Genomic DNA, 16,863 nt, shown 5'->3' on the forward strand with positions numbered 1-16,863 from the left:
TGGTATAAATAGAATACTTTTCAAGTCATTTATTGAAGAATTTAGTACTTTATTATATTGTTTAAATACATATGTATTTTTAGGCAATTTTCTTGTCAACTCAACTAACTTTCTGACAATAAAATTCAATGATTTTCCATTTGCTTAAATAATACAAATGTCAAAAAAGCCCACATTTACATGCAGGCTTTTGCTTAATCCACTAAAAAGTTCAGCTTAAGGTGCAGGATTTGGCTGTTGGCGATGAATAGCTTCAATCTTTTTTAAAATGTCTTCTGATAAATTCACCTCAAAAGCATCAATATTTTCTTTCAACTGATCTAGATTTGTCGCACCAATAATTGTACTGGTGACAAAAAATTGCTGCTTAATAAATGCTAGTGCTAACTGTGTCAACGTTAAACCATGCTGTTCAGCCAATTGTGCATATTGTTCTGTTGCCCATTCACTCTCCGCATTTGAATAGCGGCTGAAGCGTGAAAATAGTGTCACTCGAGCATTGGCAGGACGTGCACCATGACGGAATTTACCTGTTAGATAACCAAATGCTAAAGGTGAATATGCCAATAAGCCCACGCCTTCGTAGTGTGCAATTTCAGATAAACCGATTTCATAAGTACGATTCAACAAACTATATGGATTTTGCACACTGACAATTTTTTCTAAACCATGCTTTTCTGCAAGTTGTAGGAATTTTAACGTTCCCCATGGCGTTTCATTAGATAGTCCAATTGAGCGAATTCGACCTTTTTTCACCTCATGACTTAAAGCAACTAATGTTTCTTCTAAATTGGTAATAGTTTGCGTACTGTTTGCTTCGGCATTGCCATAACCCAATTTACCGAAAAAGTTGGTTGGACGTTGCGGCCAATGCAACTGGTATAAGTCAAGATAATCTGTTTGTAAGCGCTGAAGAGAATGATCCAGTGCAGACTCAATTTCCGAAGCAATAAATTTAGTTTGCCCGTCACGAATATGACTACCGCCTTGTGACGGCCCTGCAATTTTTGAAGCTAAGATTAATTTATCACGTCCACCGCGAGCTGCAATCCAGTTACCAATAATAGTTTCAGTTGAACCTTGGGTTTCAGGTTTCGGTGGGACAGGATACATTTCTGCAGTATCCCAAAAGTTAAGACCACGCTCTAAAGCATAATCCAGTTGCTCGAAAGCTTCTGCTTGGGTGTTTTGTTCACCAAACGTCATAGTGCCTAAACAAATTTCTGGAACTAAAATTCCGCTATGTGCCAATGGTTTAAATTGCATGCCACAAATTCCCTCTTTATTTTAAATATCAATATATAAGTCACGAAGTAGCTTACCTAAGATATCGGCTTTGTTTAAATCATAATTTTCTGTTTATTTGTCAAAAAATGTGAGAAAAGCTTGTTCAGATATAATAGTGAGAAATGAATAGACATAAAAAAAGCAAACCCCTGAGTTTGCTTTTTTTTATTTAGAAGAATGATTATTCTTCGTCGTCAAATTCGTCAGAAGCCAATTGACTTTTATCTTCAAGCGATGCATCAAAAATTAGAATCGCTTTACCATCAGTTTCAATCATGCCTTGCTCTTCAAGTGTTTTTAGAACACGACCAACCATTTCACGGGAACAACCCACGATACGACCAATCTCTTGACGAGTAATACGAATCTGACGACCATTCGGCAAAATCATTGCTTCAGGTTGTGAAGATAAATCAATTAAGCAACGTGCAATTCGACCTGACACGTCAATAAACGCAAGGTCAGTTACTTTACGCGTCGTATTTTTAAGACGGCGTACAAGCTGTGCAAATACCGCATAACTTAAGTCTGGGTATTGTTTACTTAATTCATGAAAGTTTTCATAGGTAATCTCAGCAATTTCACATACATCTCGCGTACGCACTTCTGCAGTACGCTGTGCATTTGCTTCGAATAGACCCATTTCCCCAAAAAAGTCACCCGCATTTAAGTACGCAACCACAATTTCACGCTCATCATCTTCGCGTAAAATGATAGATACTGAACCCTTAAGAATTAAATACAAAGATTTAGATTCTGAGCCCGCATCAATGATTGTTGTACGTTTTGGGTAACGATTAATATATGCACGTTTTAATAATGCCTTCACCGACTCAGGTAACTGCCCCGGAGATAGCGCATCTGTGCTAAGTTGTGAAAAGTTTGAAGTCATGCTAACAGTTTCCGAATATGGATAATTTATAGATCGCACAAGACCTAAAGTGAACTTGTCACACGTAAGAGTTGAAATTCCTTATCAACTCAATTTATGTTAGTGTACAGGTACTGCGTAAATTTATAGCTTTTTTTAGGGACTTGCAATGCAAACTAGTGTTCATTGGCTAGAGAATGTTGCTTTTGAAGCAAAAACTCAAAGTGGTCACACTGTTATGATGGATGGATCACAAGAATATGGCGGTGAAAACCGTGGTCCGCGCCCAATGGAACTGATTTTAACAGGACTTGGTGGTTGTGCATCTTTCGATATTGTGACGATTTTAAAGAAAGCACGCCAAGGCATTACCGATGTTCGTTGTGAATTAAATGCAGAACGTGCCGACACTATTCCTGCTGTATTCACTAAAATTCATTTGCACTTTGTAGTCACTGGTCATGGCGTGAAGGAAAAGCAAGTTGCAAAAGCGGTTGAACTTTCTGCTGAAAAATACTGTTCTGCTAGTAAAATGCTGATGGATGGTGGTGTAGAAATTACCCATGACTTCGAAATTTTAGAAACTGAAGATGCATAATTTATTTGTTCAATTAAGAGCCGCATAGAATGCGGCTTTTTTGTTTCAAATAATCCGCTATAGCATACATTGTATAAAGCACTGCTATATAGTCATAAACGCAGAAATATGAGCCAAAGAAGTAGCGAATATACCAAGGAAAACGAATAGCCAATCGAACAATGACCATATGGACTGGTATTTATATAAAATCAGGCATTTAGTTGAAAATATGTTTTGTAGATTAAAGCAATTTAGAGGAATAGCTACTCGATATGACAAGCTCAAAAGGAATTATCAAAGTTCTGTTGCTTTAGCCTGTATATTTTTATGGCTACCTTTATAGGGTTAATTATGAACAGTAAATGTCAACAGACCCTAATAATTTCAGATAAAAAAAAGCAGAATCATTTTGATTCTGCTTTTTGAATTTGGTAGGTTTAACCAGATTCGAACTGGTGACCTCTACGATGTCAACGTAGCGCTCTAACCAACTGAGCTATAAACCTAGAATGCGTAGAATCATATTCATTTTTATTTTTTATGACAAGCCCTTTTCTGACTTTTTTAAACTTTGCGTACAAGTTTTAAGCAAAGCCTTAAAATATTGAATATCATGAGAACTTAGCGCGGTACCTACATAAATTTCCTGCTCAAATAACGTAATAACTTGTTCAAATGCCGCCCTTTCCTGTTCAGGTACATTTTCAGCCAAACGTTGTAACCAATGCCGAAAACTTTCAGAAGCCACTTTTTGCTGGCTCAAGGGTAAATTCTTAGCAAACTTGGCAATTTCTCTTTCAAGAGAGCTTAGGCTTTTTCTTTTTTTCCACAAAATCCATATAAAATATAATGCTACAATGCCACCAATACTCAAAATAAGAATTAAAACACCTGCATAAGCAGAATTTGTACCGAGCTTTTTAAACCATTGTTGCTGTGATTCTGCATTGTAACCCACTACTTTACTCTGCCATTGGTAACTCGCATAATCACTCCATACACGGACTTTTTTCAACATCGAAAATTGTTGATAGGCCCAAGTCGACTGCTGTCTCCCAAAAATTGTCCGATCTTGTTCCATATAATCCTGCATCCCACCATCGATACGCTGAGGTGCGATCATGGCTGTAGGATCAATTCGACGCCAATGTTGATTGACATAAACCTCTGTCCACGCATGTGCATCGAGCTGACGAACCTCCCAACTTTTTCCATCTGGTGCTAATTGACCACCTTGATATCCCACAACAATACGCGATGGAACACCCACATAGCGCATCAACATTGCAAAACTCGATGCAAAATGTTCGCAAAACCCCTTTCTTGATCCAAATAAAAAATCATCTATCCGATTTTGCCCCAATACACCTGGGCTTAAGGTATATGCAAAGCGATTTTGTTTATACCATTGCAAAACTTCGGCAATATAACGCTCAGGATTTTGACGACTTCGCTGCCATAAAGTTTGGGCCAATTGTTGTGATTGAACATCCAAGTTTTCAACATAGCGAGTGTTTAATTTTTCAAGTAAAGCTACATTTTTTATTTGAGGAGGTTCTGCACTTCCTAACCATTTCAGTTGAATCGGCTCTGTACGTGCTGTTAATCGGTAGGGTGTAATTCGACCATCTTGACCTAATGCAAAACGTGCTTCATTGGGAACGGATTGCTCCAACGACATAATCCACATCACACTTGGGTCGGCAGCCAAATATTGATAATTCAATGTCCGCTTGGGTTTTAAATCAGCTGGATTCAGCTGTATAACGTTCTGGTTAAAAAAATGACTAGTCCATTTAGAACCATCATATTCATCTAATGCCATCGCCCGCCAATACAGCTCTGTACGTGTTGGCAAGGCTTGAATATCACCAATTATACGAAAAGCCAAACTACTCGACTGTGATAACTCAGCAATATCGCCCGGAGACATGTTGTCACTGATTCCCGTTGTGGCTTTATTTTCAGGAATAGGAATATGCCATAGCGGCGGCAGGCGTGGAAAAAAGAGAAACAGCAAGATAAAGAATGGAACAGCTAAGGCAATAAATTTACCCACATGCCCAATATCTTGTTTAATCGCCTGTATTTCACCGCCTGAGTTTTGGCTAAAACCAACGGTCTGTAAACGATATAATCCAATAAAGCAGCTCAACAACGCCAATAAAATAACCAATGCCATGGCAAAAGACTGGCTAAACAAAAAGCTACTGGCAATCACAAACATCGCAAAGTTAAATAAAATAATTACATCACGACGTGTTTTTGTTTCTAAAGATTTAGCAAATAAAAATGTACTGAGTACTGCAACCCCTGCATCAACACCAATAAAGGTTTTATGGCTTATATAAATGCTAAATAATGCTGTCAATGTCAGCACATAGGTTAAAATTTTAGAAAATGGTTTTTTAGTTGCGCGGGTATTGTGTAATAAAATAAGCCAAATGACTAAAAATACTAATGATGTCACCACTGGTATATAAAGCATTTGCGCAATGAGCAACAAAGCTAAAGTGAGTAGTATGGAGCGGCGTATGGTATTTTCAATCATAAATCAAGCCTGCGCCAATAACCGTTTAGCTTCGGAAAAATGCAGTGCTCCAGTGCCTGATGCTAACTCAGCATTAGGTAAATACAGTGCATATTGATCGTGATTTTGCTCAGCCTGCTCGACCAAACCCATCATAAGACTAAGTTTTTCTTCATGACTTTGAGCTGGCATATAGTGATAATGAATCTCCAATTTCTTTAGATCTTCATATTGTTCAAAGACTTTCACATATAAGCCTTGTCCTCGTGCTGCTTGTTTCCAAGACACTGCATGAAGTGAATCCCCCGTCTGAAAACTCCGTAATTCGCGAAATTCATCAAGATCAGGTTCAAAATTTTGCTGTTGTTGCTTATTTTCAACGGAATGCAAACTGGCTTGAGGTGCAACCCACGCTGGTTGCTGTACGTACAAATACGTCCAGGCCCGAACTAAACCAAAAGGATAAACACTATAAATTTGTATTGGCGGAATCTGAAAAACACCGCGTTGGCTGGTTGTAAAATTTAATTGAAAGCATTGCTGTTGCGTATTGAACAGTAATTTATGTAGCTGATTTTCTGTTTTAATCCACAAATATCGCGCCTGTTCAACCTCTTGTTTAAAATAAATTTCGACCGAAAGTAATTCCCCAGCTTGCGGGATATCAACAACATTTATTTGAATCTGCAACGCATGAAGCTGTTTAAAAGTAATATAGAAACTAATACACAATACGGCGCTAATTAAAAAGCAAAAGCCTAAAATCAAATTATTGGCATAATTCACACCTGCAATAAAAGTGATGAAAATTAATACCAAATACAAGTAGCCTTGCTGATAGATAAAGATCAAGACATCTTTTTGAGTCAGCTGCTTGTGCTGATCGATTTTAAATCGACGTTCAATCCATTGCTGCCACATTGAAGCCAAGGTTCAACTCCTTTATTGGATCGAAACTTGTTCTAAAAGCTTAAAGGCTTCAAGATCTGACAACCCAATTCGATGAGATACCACAGCTGTAAAAACGGCTTGTACATCGTCAGGATTCACATAATTTCGCTGCTCAATCAGCGCATAGGCTTGCGCAGCTTTCTTTAAGGCTAAAACACCACGAGTAGAAAGACCATGTCTCCCCTTACGTGTCTCAGCAGCAAGATCCAAAATGTAATCCATTAAACGATCACTCAGATGTATCTGCTCGACAAACCCTTGTAGTTGTAAAATTTCTGCTTCATTAAAGATATGTGCTAATGCCGCAATCAGATCATGGCGTGAAGTTTGTTGGAGCAATAATTTCTCTGCCTGACGCGATGGATAACCTAAAGACAAACGCATTAAAAACCGGTCCAACTGGGACTCAGGTAAGGCATAAGTACCACTTTGAAATAAAGGGTTTTGTGTCGCAATCACCCAAAATGGTTGAGGCAAAGCATATCGCACACCGTCGACCGTCACATAGCCCTCTTCCATCGCTTCCAATAAAGCACTTTGGGTCTTTGGACTACAACGGTTGATTTCATCTGCCAATAAAATTTGGGTAAAAATCGGCCCAGATTTAAACTCAAAATGATGTTCTTTTTGATTAAACATATTTACCCCAATCACATCGCTGGCCAGCATGTCATTGGTAAATTGAATCCGTTGAAACTTTAATCCCGCCAAATGTGACAAGGCGCTAGATAATGTCGTTTTTCCTAAACCAGGTAAGTCTTCAAATAGCACATGCCCGCCTGCCAATAGACAAGCTAAAGCCAATTTGGTTTGCTGATTTTTATCCAAAATAATTTGGTTAATTTGTTCGAGGAATGTATTTATTTTCGGGTAAAAAGGCGCAAGGCTCTGCTCACTTAAAAGCGTTGATGTATTATTTTGTTGGCTTTTCTCTGATACCCAAAACACCTTTTATTCCCCAATAAAAAAGTTAAATGAATGACTAACATACAGGGTTTTATTTAAAAATACAGTGTTTATCTCCAATCTATACCTAGTTCAATACTTTAAATACATACGCTTGATATTTATTGGGTATACAAAAGCGTTGTTTTCGCTTCGACTGATCACAATTCAGCAAAAAAAAAGCGTCCCGAAGAACGCTTTTTTTATTGGATTTTTAGCACAAGTCAAAGCATTAGCAAGGACACTTCTTCATGTCACCACCAGCTGATGGATAACGTGCATCTACACAGTGACGATAAAATGTTTTTGCATCCATCGCTTCCAAATCAGGATGATGTTTTGCCATATGTTCCAAATAGTTTTGGTAATCTGGCACACCCACCATCAGGCGGAAGCTTTGCTGTAAACGTTGCCACAACGTCGCAATACGTGACCAATTTTTCGGGTTCAGAATTAGATCCTTCTGCGACATAATGGTCATTTTAATGATTTTATAAATCACCGTTTTTCCACTTTTTGCAAACTTCAGGTTCATTCATATTCCCCTATTAATGTGCTGAATTCGACGGATTAATTTCAGCTGGGTCACGGTAAATCGCTTCTGCTTCATTCACCGATGGATTTGGATTTGCCAAAGCACGACGCACCACACCAATCGCTGCAAATAACATCACAAATGCCACGATCATAAAGAATGCACAAAGACCAGCATTGATTTGATTCGACAATGCAACCGTATGCATTTCAGCCATGGTTTTTGCAGGTGCCAACAATTCATTTTTCGCAATTGCTGCGTTAAAACGATCTGCCTGAGCCAAGAAACCAATCTTTGGATTTTCGTGGAAAATCTTCTGCCAACCAGCGGTCATAGAAGTGATAAACAAGAATACTGTTGGGATAATCGTCACCCAAACATACTTTTGTTTTTTCATCTTGAATAAAATCACTGTACCCAAGATCAAAGCCATCGCAGCGAGAATTTGGTTACCAATACCAAATAGCGGCCATAAGCTATTAATACCACCAAGTGGGTCAACCACACCTTGGTAAACGAAGAAGCCCCAACCTGCGACAGCCACCGCTGTACCCAACAGATTTCCGAAGAAATTATGAGAGTTTTTAACCGCAGGAACCACGATACCCACTGTATCTTGCACCATGAAACGACATGCGCGAGTACCTGCATCCACAGCTGTTAAAATGAAAAGTGCTTCAAATAAAATCGCGAAGTGATACCAGAACGCCATCATTGAACGGTTATTGAAAATTTCCGTAATAATGTGAGCCATACCAATCGCAAATGTCGGCGCACCACCTGTACGAGACAGAATCGAATTTTCACCCACTTCTTGTGCAAGTAAGGTCAATGCTTCAGGTGTTACCACGAAGCCTAATGTACGAACTGCTTCTGCAGCGGACTCAACCGTTGTACCAATCACAGCTGCTGGCGCATTAATCGCAAAATACACACCAGGCTCAAGAATCGTTGCACAGACCAAAGCCATGATCGCAACAAAAGATTCCATCAACATGCCGCCATAACCGATCATGCGAATATCTTTTTCATTATTCACAAGCTTCGGTGTCGTTCCTGAAGAAACGAGCGCATGGAAACCTGAAATTGCACCACAGGCAATGGTAATAAACAAGAATGGGAACATTGAGCCTGCAAATACAGGACCTGTACCATCAATAAAATGCGTCACCGCTGGCATTTTCATTTCAGGCAATGCAAACATGATCCCGATTGCCAAACCTGCAATAACACCAATTTTCAAGAAGGTCGATAGGTAATCACGTGGTGCAAGCAGTAACCAAACAGGTAATACTGATGCCACGAAACCATAACCAATCAACCACCAAGTTAGTTCAGTCCCTGAAAGTGTAAAGAATGGACCCCAGTATGGGTGCTGTGCAATGTCACCACCATAGATAATCCCTGCCATCATCAGTACAAAACCAATGATCGACACTTCTGCAATTTTACCCGGACGGATAAATCGCATGTAGATACCCATGAAAATCGCAATCGGTACAGTGGCCGCGATACTGAAAACACCCCACGGACTGTTGGTCAACGCTTTTACAACAACCAAAGCAAGTACCGCAAGAATGATGATCATCACGCCAAGTGCACCAAGCATCACGATGATTCCGGCAAAAGAACCTAGTTCTTGTTTTGCCATTTCACCGAGTGAACGACCATCACGACGCGTTGAGATGAACAAGACTAAAAAGTCTTGAACCGCACCGGCAAGAACAACACCCACCAAGAGCCAAATTGTTCCCGGCAAATAACCCATTTGCGCAGCAAGGATCGGTCCGACTAATGGGCCTGCACCTGCAATCGCAGCAAAGTGGTGACCAAATAGAACGCTTTTATTGGTCGGTACATAATCCAAGCCGTCAGCTAAGCGATGGGCAGGCGTTAAACGTCGCTCATTCAGTTCAAAGACTTTATTGGCAATAAATAAACTATAAAAACGATATGCAATGCTATACACACAGATTGCTGCAAGGATCAGCCAAACTGCATTGACATGCTCGCCTCGACTGAGTGCTAGTATGCCGAATGAAACGGCACCTAGAATGGCTACAAACAGCCAGATAATCTTTGAAGCCATTCCTGACTTCGGTTGAATGGTTTCCATCTCAATCCCTCATAAATGTTGAAATAAATCAGCTTGATTTTTCTTGTTCGAGGTACTGCTGTTTCTTCCCTTGAAACTCTACTCCTGTTATGGGCTTTTTCATCTAATACTTTGGCATAAAAATTTAAACCAATAGGTATAAAAAAAGGGATGAATCACTTCATCCCTTTCGATAATAGTCTATTTTTAAACCATTATGCACGTTCTAAATAGTCACCAGTACGGGTGTCTACACGAACGCTTTCTTCTTGCTGTACGAATAATGGAACACGTACTACTGCACCAGTTTCAAGCTTAGCTGGTTTACCGCCACCGCCTGAAGTATCACCACGTACACCTGGATCAGTTTCAACGATTTTTAATACAACGAAGTTTGGTGCGCTCACAGTTAAAGGAACACCATTCCATAACATGATTGTGCAAAGTTCGTTAGAGTCGTCTTTCAACCATTTTGCAGCGTCGCCCATTGCAACTTTGTCTGCAGCGATTTGTTCGAAAGATTCTGGGTCCATGAAGTTCCACATTTCGCCATCGTTATACAAGTAGTTCATTTCTACTTCTTGGATGTCAGCAGCTTCTAGTGAATCACCAGATTTGAAAGTTTTTTCTAAAACTTTACCAGTTTTAAGGTTACGTAATTTTACGCGGTTAAAAGCTTGGCCTTTACCTGGTTTTACGTATTCGTTTTCCATGATTGAACATGGGTTACCGTCAAGCATGACCTTAAGGCCTGACTTGAAATCATTCGTAGAATAATAGGCCATGACTGGCTCACTCCAAACTTACTAACTTTAATCTATAGATGCTATGGGCTGTAACATGTCATTTAGCAAGTACTGACTGTAACATTGGCTGCCACATGCACATTAATGTGATATTGCGTATTCTAAATGACCAATGCACCATGTCGCAACGAAAAAATCCCCATTAAAGGGGTCAAGCTGCTTAACTTACACTCAGACATTAAAGAACTTTGTTTATACAATGCCCACAAACAGGTAAAATTGCTGTTTACTGAAACTTAATAAATGTTTCGTAGGCTTCATCCGTTGTAAGCTTTATCGGAATTATTTCAGCTTACACTTCAAAGTTCGACGCATTAATTTCAGCAATATTCCCCACTCACCTTTCTGCATTTTTTAAACATTCGGCATGATAAACTATTTATTTCAAGAGCAAAACTGGCAAACTCAATTGAGTGATTTGATTACAAATCCTCAAGAATTACTCGATGTATTAGAACTTTCGCATGATCAGTTATTATCAGGTGCTCAGTTCGCAGCAGATGAGTTTCGCCTACGCGTGCCGCGCGCTTTTGTCGAAAAAATGCAAAAAGGTAATCCGCTCGATCCGCTTTTACTCCAAGTCCTACCGCATCATTTGGAACTTGAAGAACACGCCGGTTTTGTTACCGACCCATTAGGTGAAGAACAAGCCAACCAACAGCCTGGTGTATTACATAAGTACAAGTCTCGATTTTTACTGACCTTAACCGGCGCCTGCGCGGTCCATTGCCGTTATTGTTTCCGCCGACATTTTCCCTACCAAGAAAACCTGCCTAAAAATGACGATTGGGCAAACATTAAGCAATATATCGAACAACAATCCGATATTAATGAAGTGATTTTAAGTGGTGGAGACCCGCTCACACTATCAAATCGTAAACTTCAAGTGTGGATTGAACGTTTATCGACTTTGCCACAAATTAAATTTTTGAGAATTCATTCACGAGTTCCTATCGTAATCCCCAACCGTGTCGATGAAGAGCTGGTTTCTATTTTAAAAAACAGTAGGCTACGCATTATTCTAGTGGTACACTCAAATCATGCATCAGAGCTAGATGACTTCACGTGTAGCCAGCTTCAACAGCTTGTCAAACAAGGAATCACCGTGCTGAACCAAGCAGTCTTATTAAAAGGGGTTAATGATTCTGCAGATGTATTGGTCGATTTAAGTTACCGCTTATTCGACGCAGGTGTAATGCCATATTATTTACATGTTCTGGATAAAGTAAAAGGTGCTCATCATTTTGATACACCAGCTCAGGATATTGATTTAATTTATAAAAAAGTTTTAGAGAACCTACCAGGTTATTTGGTTCCTAAACTTGTACGGGAAATAGCGGGCGAAAAAAACAAGACACCGCTTTTTGGGGCTTCAACTTTTTGAGTTAAATAATAAAGATGACCACGCATACTTCAGATACGTTTTACAATCCGACTGAATTAAAGCTGGATAAATTAAGCTTTTGTCCGACCAATGCTAAAGGTCTGCAAGAGTGGTTAAACGGTATTTCAATTTTACAATTGGGTACCTCATCTAAAGCTTTATTCAATGCCTTACTTGAAATCTCCGAGCTGAAATGCCAAGAGATGTTACGTTTTGATTTGGTTCAAATATTACATCCGACTATGGAAAGTGTGCTCACGAGCTTAGAAAAACACTTTACCAATCAAAGCCTCATTACCACGGATCGTAATGACCAAATCATTGAATTAGCTATGCTTTTACGCAGTCACTTTGCCAAAATCTATATTGATATTGCCAAGCGATGTAATCAGCAGCTTAATCAACAAAAGTTTTCGATCTTTTCATTCGGCCATAAAAAAAGCTTACAAACCGCTAGAATTGCATCAATCTACTATGCGTTGCAACAACTGACACTGTTGTTGTATCAACAACACATGTTGTATGCCACACCGACGGCGGGTCAATGGATTGCGGCACATCAACTGATTGAATGTGCCATTGAACACAATTTCTATCAAAGTAATGTCAATCAGTTACTGGGTACTCAGCATCAAATTGCAAATATTGCCCAAGCTTATGCACAATTGATCTTATTAGATATTTTCAATAATCATCAGATCCGCCCTGCTGAAATCCAAGGCTTGTATTTATGTAGCTTTGACTGGGTAAAATTGGTTCAAATCCTACCGAAAGAAACCACGCTTTCACGCTATATTGTAGACACGAAAAAAGATCACCCACCGATTTATAACTCTAAACAAGATCGGTCGTATCAAGCCAATGTATACATTTCAACGCAAAACTTGCTCGATCATTTGACCGAAACGCAAACTAGAAATGCCAATTATTTATCTAAAAATGAAAAGTTATTTTTAACTCCAGCGCTGTATTTCCATATTCATAATATTTTGACCAACAACACTGAACGTCGTCATGAACGTTATGAATATTCTGCGCAAATTAATATTTGCTTTAGCTTAATGGTGGCGCATTTCTATCTCTCTAAAGGTAAAAACTTCCACGAAACTTTAGATTTGGAAGGCAATTATCAATTCCACAATGAAGCCTCTTTTGTCAATTCGCATGATTCAAATATGCCAACAGGCATGACTAATGCGAAAGCGCTAGATCGTGAAGCAAAACAGATTCATACCGCTGACGTATTAGATATTAGTGTGAATGGTTATCGCATTAAATGGACTGGCCCTACCCCTGCTAATTTAAAAACCGGCGAATTTATTTTGATCCAAGAAAATGCTCAAAGCCAATGGCGTGGCGGTGTTGTTCGTTGGATCAAACAATCGACTGAAAAAAGTTTGGAATTGGGTCTCGAAGTACTGGCTCAAGATTTGTATCCATGTTCAGCCCATATTCGTACCGACCGCAATACAACAAATCATCAACCTGCTTTATTGGTACAGACCACACAACTTGATCAAGTGTCTACGACCTTAATTTTACCTGGGGCAAATCTCTTCCGAGAGAAACAAACGATCCACCTTCGCTTAGGCAAAGAAGACATCAAAGTCTATCTCACCAAAGCGCAGTTGGTGACGCAAAGCTTTATTCGCTTTGAATATGAATTATTGAATGAAGAGCAAGAAAATGTCGTTAAAGACTATATTGCGAAACAGAGCAATGAGATCAAAAATAACGACTTATGGGAAGCATTAAAGTGAGAAATCCATTACTATCCAAAAAACTAAAACGTACGGAAACTCGATTACTCATTATTGATGATAATCAAATACGTTTTAACCAGATACGTGATTTATTGACAGACAGCGAACATCAAGTTCATGCCATATTACTTGATGATTTACAAAATTTCGAAAAACAGCTGAATCTCAATTGGGACTTGATCATTTTTGGACGTGCTTATGATTTAAAATATGAACAAGCTTTAAGTTTAGTTCAACTGTCGAGCCAACCGAATTTACCAATTATTTTACTTAAACCTGAAGACTATCAAGCTGAACAATATGCAAGTTTAGTCAAAAAAGGGATTTATGACATCGTCGATATTGCTGAACCTGAAAGTTTCTATTTTGGTTTAATCCGTGCTTTATCCTTTAGTCGCCTACAACAATCTCAACAACATTTAATGGAAGAGCTTGAAACGGCTCAGATTCAAACCCAGTCTTTAGTTGAAGATAGTCGTAAAGCGGTTGCAGTGATTCAAGAAGGTATTCATATTCAAGCCAATGCTGAATATCTCACTTTATTTGGTCTAAAAAATGAAGACGATGTAATCGGTCTGCCCCTGCTCGATCTATTACAACCTTCTGACCTCAATGACTTTAAACAACGCTTTAAAAAAATCAGCCAAGGACAGCTCGACTTAGGACGTTTTGATCTTGATTCGCAAAATATCGCTGTGGCTGGGCAAAACCCACTAAAACTCGAATTTATTGCCGCAGCTGAAGAAGACGCGTTACAGCTCGCAATTGAAATTGGTAGTCAAAACAGTAATGCTGTTAGCAACGCGCCAGTTGAAGCCAGCCCACAAAAACCAAAAGCATTTCAACAACTCAACCGTATCATCGGTCAGCAACCTGCCAATGTAAATGCATTAGTGCTATTTACGTTGGCTTCTTGCTCAGATGCGATTTTTCAAAAAGATTGGAATACTTATAAGAGCTATTTCACCAATATTAAAGACTTCTTGAAAGATCAAACACATGCTCCATTATTTAGTTTAGACAATGGTGCAATGGTTGCCTTATTCCAAGCGGATAATCAGCTCAAACTTGAGTCTAAATTGATTGGTCTTAACACCCTGAGCAAACCTCAATTACTCAGTGTAAATAATGAAACTTATCCATTAAATTTACGCATGGGATACAGTGTTTTAGACAGCGATATTCGTGATGAAGCACATTTTGAAACCTTTGTTGCAAAAGCCTTTAATACTGCGCTACCTACCAACCAACAAGCGCCTGAAATCGATTTAACGATTCCATTAGAAATTGATATTCCAAGTTTGGATTTTGGTACACCAGAAGCGCAAATTGCACCGATTGTCGTTAGTGATGAAGCTCCTGTTATCAAGGCCCTTCGCAACTGCTTAGAACGCGGTGAAATTCATCTTAAATATCAACAACTGTATGATAAAGAAGATTCTCATCTTTATACTTATGAAGTAACCAGCGGCTTTATTTTTGAAAATAAATGGAAAGATATCGCCCAACTGCGTGAGTTAGCTGAAGACTCAGAGCTATCCATTAAGTTGGATCGTTGGATCTTGGTTGAATCGTGTAAACAGCTACACAACTTCATCACTCAGTTCCCTGAAGCTAAATTAATCGTTAACCTGAACAAAGAAGTGCTATATAGCGACCGCACCTTCCCTGAGTTTATTTCGAAACTGATTACGATTATTCGTAGTAAATTGAAAAATCCGTTAATTTTACAATTTGCAGAAGAAGACATTCAGCTCAATATCGATGCCGCTCAAAAAGCATTTGTTGAACTTCGTAAAAATGGTGCTGAACTGGCTTTACGCAATTTTGGTCATTCGATGTTTAGTGAATCATTATTACGTCAAATGGATGTTCACTGCTTAACATTAGATTCAAGTTTGACCAAAATGCTTGCAAACGATAAGTCATGCCAAGAGCTCCAAGAAAAAATTACCACTTATCATGAAATCAAAACTGTTGAAATCATGCTACGTGAATTAAATGACATGACCCTGTTTGCCAATGCTTGGAATGTCGAAGCTCGTTTTATTCAAGGTGATTATTTCCAGAAGAAACTCGACCATCTCATCGATGTTCAGGACCAATAAAGTTCTGAACATTACCGATTTAAGGTTTATCTTTTTATCGGCACAAAAAAACGGGCATAAAGCCCGTTTTTCGTTTTGGATATTAACGTTTGATAGAACGTGACATACCAGCAAAACGTTGTTTGAATTTGTCGATACGACCGCCAGTGTCAACGCTTTTCTGTTTACCAGTGTAGAATGGGTGGCAAGCAGAACATACGTCTAGATAAATAGTTTCTTTACCAAGAGCTGAACGAGTTTCAATTACGTTACCGCATGAACATGTAGCAACTAAAGTTTCATATTTTGGGTGAATATCGGCGCGCATCGTCGATTACTCCTAAGATTTAAGAAGGTTTAGCTGTCATCGCAATTGATCACTCTTGTATCGCTACAAGGAAGGCTTAAAAAAGCAGACCAACACCATAACAGACCATTCTTTTGGCCCACCGAGACGGATACCGTCAGAGCTAAGCACAACAAGTTGGGGCAAATTATAGCTGATTTTTTAATGTTAATAAATAGATATTCAAGGCTGAATCGCTCTACTCTTTAGGTTGAGCTTGCTCTAAATATTTCTGATATTGTAATTCGACTGTACGCTGAAATTGGGCTTGATCAAAATGGTTTAATCTTTCAATAAATGCAGGACAAAACGTCGTAGCATTTACTGACTGTAATGATCTGCTCATACCCTCTAAAATACTTTGAAGCTGCTGTTTAAATTGTGCATCGACTGACAGATCAACATCTTTTGCCTTTAATGGCTCTACACCATTAAAACGGATAGCCTGAACTGCAGCAATTAATTTAAGTTTTTGCAGCTTGATAAGCCTGATCTAATTCCGTATTGATCTGTGGTTGTCGATCACGACAAAAATCTAGCATTGACTGTAGGCTGATGAGCGGCATTTTTTCAATGACATCACGGTTACTATTTAAAGATAAATCCTCTTGAGCATGAACGACTGTGTTCAAACCCAAGAATAAAATGAAGAAGCCTCTTTTAATTTTCATGATTTTTTTTCA

General features: G+C 38.9%; 15 protein-coding genes, 1 tRNA gene and 1 pseudogene. 5 read left to right on the top strand and 12 right to left on the bottom strand.

Annotation, left to right across the window (positions count from 1 at the left end; genetic code table 11):
- Positions 1-216 precede the first annotated feature (216 nt).
- Both FTU06_RS05365 and crp read right to left on the bottom strand, forming a co-directional pair.
- The gene (locus FTU06_RS05365) at positions 217-1,266 is read right to left on the bottom strand and encodes an NADP(H)-dependent aldo-keto reductase (RefSeq protein ID WP_180116760.1); all 1,050 of its coding nucleotides are present in this window, start codon (positions 1,264-1,266) and stop codon (positions 217-219) included.
- 202 nt (positions 1,267-1,468) lie between these two features.
- The gene (gene crp, locus FTU06_RS05370) at positions 1,469-2,179 is read right to left on the bottom strand and encodes a cAMP-activated global transcriptional regulator CRP (protein WP_180004890.1); all 711 of its coding nucleotides are present in this window, start codon (positions 2,177-2,179) and stop codon (positions 1,469-1,471) included.
- A 148-nt stretch (positions 2,180-2,327) separates the two neighbouring features.
- Between crp and FTU06_RS05375 the strand changes: the two genes are divergently transcribed.
- Positions 2,328-2,756, top strand: a complete 429-nt coding sequence (locus FTU06_RS05375; RefSeq protein WP_180116761.1) for an OsmC family protein — start codon at positions 2,328-2,330, stop codon at positions 2,754-2,756.
- Between the two features lie 124 nt (positions 2,757-2,880).
- A pseudogene (locus FTU06_RS05380) lies at positions 2,881-3,081 on the top strand (IS5/IS1182 family transposase); the annotation flags it as partial.
- Positions 3,082-3,167: 86 nt separating this feature from the next.
- Here the strand turns inward: FTU06_RS05380 and FTU06_RS05385 are convergent.
- The 7 genes from FTU06_RS05385 to efp all read right to left on the bottom strand — a co-directional run bounded on the left by FTU06_RS05385 (position 3,168) and on the right by efp (position 10,579).
- Positions 3,168-3,244, bottom strand: a tRNA-Val gene (locus FTU06_RS05385).
- A gap of 32 nt (positions 3,245-3,276) precedes the next feature.
- On the bottom strand, positions 3,277-5,289 hold the full coding sequence (locus FTU06_RS05390; RefSeq protein ID WP_180145399.1) for a DUF3488 and transglutaminase-like domain-containing protein: 2,013 nt from the start codon (positions 5,287-5,289) through the stop codon (positions 3,277-3,279).
- Between the two features lie 3 nt (positions 5,290-5,292).
- Positions 5,293-6,198, bottom strand: coding sequence for a DUF58 domain-containing protein (locus tag FTU06_RS05395; RefSeq protein ID WP_180063516.1), 906 nt, complete (start codon positions 6,196-6,198; stop codon positions 5,293-5,295).
- 12 nt (positions 6,199-6,210) lie between these two features.
- Entirely contained in the window at positions 6,211-7,167 is a 957-nt protein-coding gene (locus FTU06_RS05400) for a MoxR family ATPase (RefSeq protein WP_180105576.1), read from the bottom strand.
- 229 nt (positions 7,168-7,396) lie between these two features.
- Positions 7,397-7,699: a YbdD/YjiX family protein gene (locus tag FTU06_RS05405; RefSeq protein WP_078190160.1), complete on the bottom strand. Its 303-nt coding sequence runs from the start codon at positions 7,697-7,699 to the stop codon at positions 7,397-7,399.
- A 13-nt stretch (positions 7,700-7,712) separates the two neighbouring features.
- Positions 7,713-9,815 (bottom strand): carbon starvation CstA family protein, encoded by a 2,103-nt coding sequence (locus tag FTU06_RS05410; protein WP_078190161.1) that lies wholly within the window; start codon positions 9,813-9,815, stop codon positions 7,713-7,715.
- A gap of 194 nt (positions 9,816-10,009) precedes the next feature.
- Complete coding sequence (gene efp, locus FTU06_RS05415; RefSeq protein WP_067762759.1) at positions 10,010-10,579, bottom strand: elongation factor P; 570 nt, start codon at positions 10,577-10,579, stop codon at positions 10,010-10,012.
- Between the two features lie 388 nt (positions 10,580-10,967).
- Between efp and epmB the strand changes: the two genes are divergently transcribed.
- The 3 genes from epmB to FTU06_RS05430 are packed head-to-tail and all read left to right on the top strand — an operon-like array spanning position 10,968 to position 15,855.
- Positions 10,968-11,984, top strand: a complete 1,017-nt coding sequence (gene epmB, locus FTU06_RS05420) for an EF-P beta-lysylation protein EpmB (RefSeq protein WP_180124488.1) — start codon at positions 10,968-10,970, stop codon at positions 11,982-11,984.
- A 14-nt stretch (positions 11,985-11,998) separates the two neighbouring features.
- Positions 11,999-13,744, top strand: a complete 1,746-nt coding sequence (locus FTU06_RS05425) for a GTPase (RefSeq protein WP_180145402.1) — start codon at positions 11,999-12,001, stop codon at positions 13,742-13,744.
- Positions 13,726-15,855 carry an EAL domain-containing protein gene (locus FTU06_RS05430; protein ID WP_180145405.1) on the top strand — a complete coding sequence of 710 codons (2,130 nt, stop codon included), beginning with the start codon at positions 13,726-13,728 and terminating at the stop codon, positions 15,853-15,855. Before FTU06_RS05425 ends, FTU06_RS05430 begins: the two co-directional genes overlap by 19 nt.
- Positions 15,856-15,937: 82 nt before the next feature.
- On the opposite strand, the gene rpmE is transcribed toward FTU06_RS05430, so the two are convergent.
- From rpmE to FTU06_RS05445, 3 genes are all read right to left on the bottom strand, one after another.
- On the bottom strand, positions 15,938-16,162 hold the full coding sequence (gene rpmE / locus FTU06_RS05435) for a 50S ribosomal protein L31 (protein WP_078190165.1): 225 nt from the start codon (positions 16,160-16,162) through the stop codon (positions 15,938-15,940).
- Positions 16,163-16,379: 217 nt separating this feature from the next.
- Entirely contained in the window at positions 16,380-16,526 is a 147-nt protein-coding gene (locus FTU06_RS05440; protein ID WP_180026454.1) for a hypothetical protein, read from the bottom strand.
- A gap of 118 nt (positions 16,527-16,644) precedes the next feature.
- Complete coding sequence (locus tag FTU06_RS05445) at positions 16,645-16,851, bottom strand: hypothetical protein (RefSeq protein ID WP_180063514.1); 207 nt, start codon at positions 16,849-16,851, stop codon at positions 16,645-16,647.
- Positions 16,852-16,863: the final 12 nt, after the last annotated feature.

Origin of the sequence: Acinetobacter sp. YH12052 (assembly GCF_013419835.1) — a bacterium.
GTDB lineage: Bacteria > Pseudomonadota > Gammaproteobacteria > Pseudomonadales > Moraxellaceae > Acinetobacter > Acinetobacter amyesii.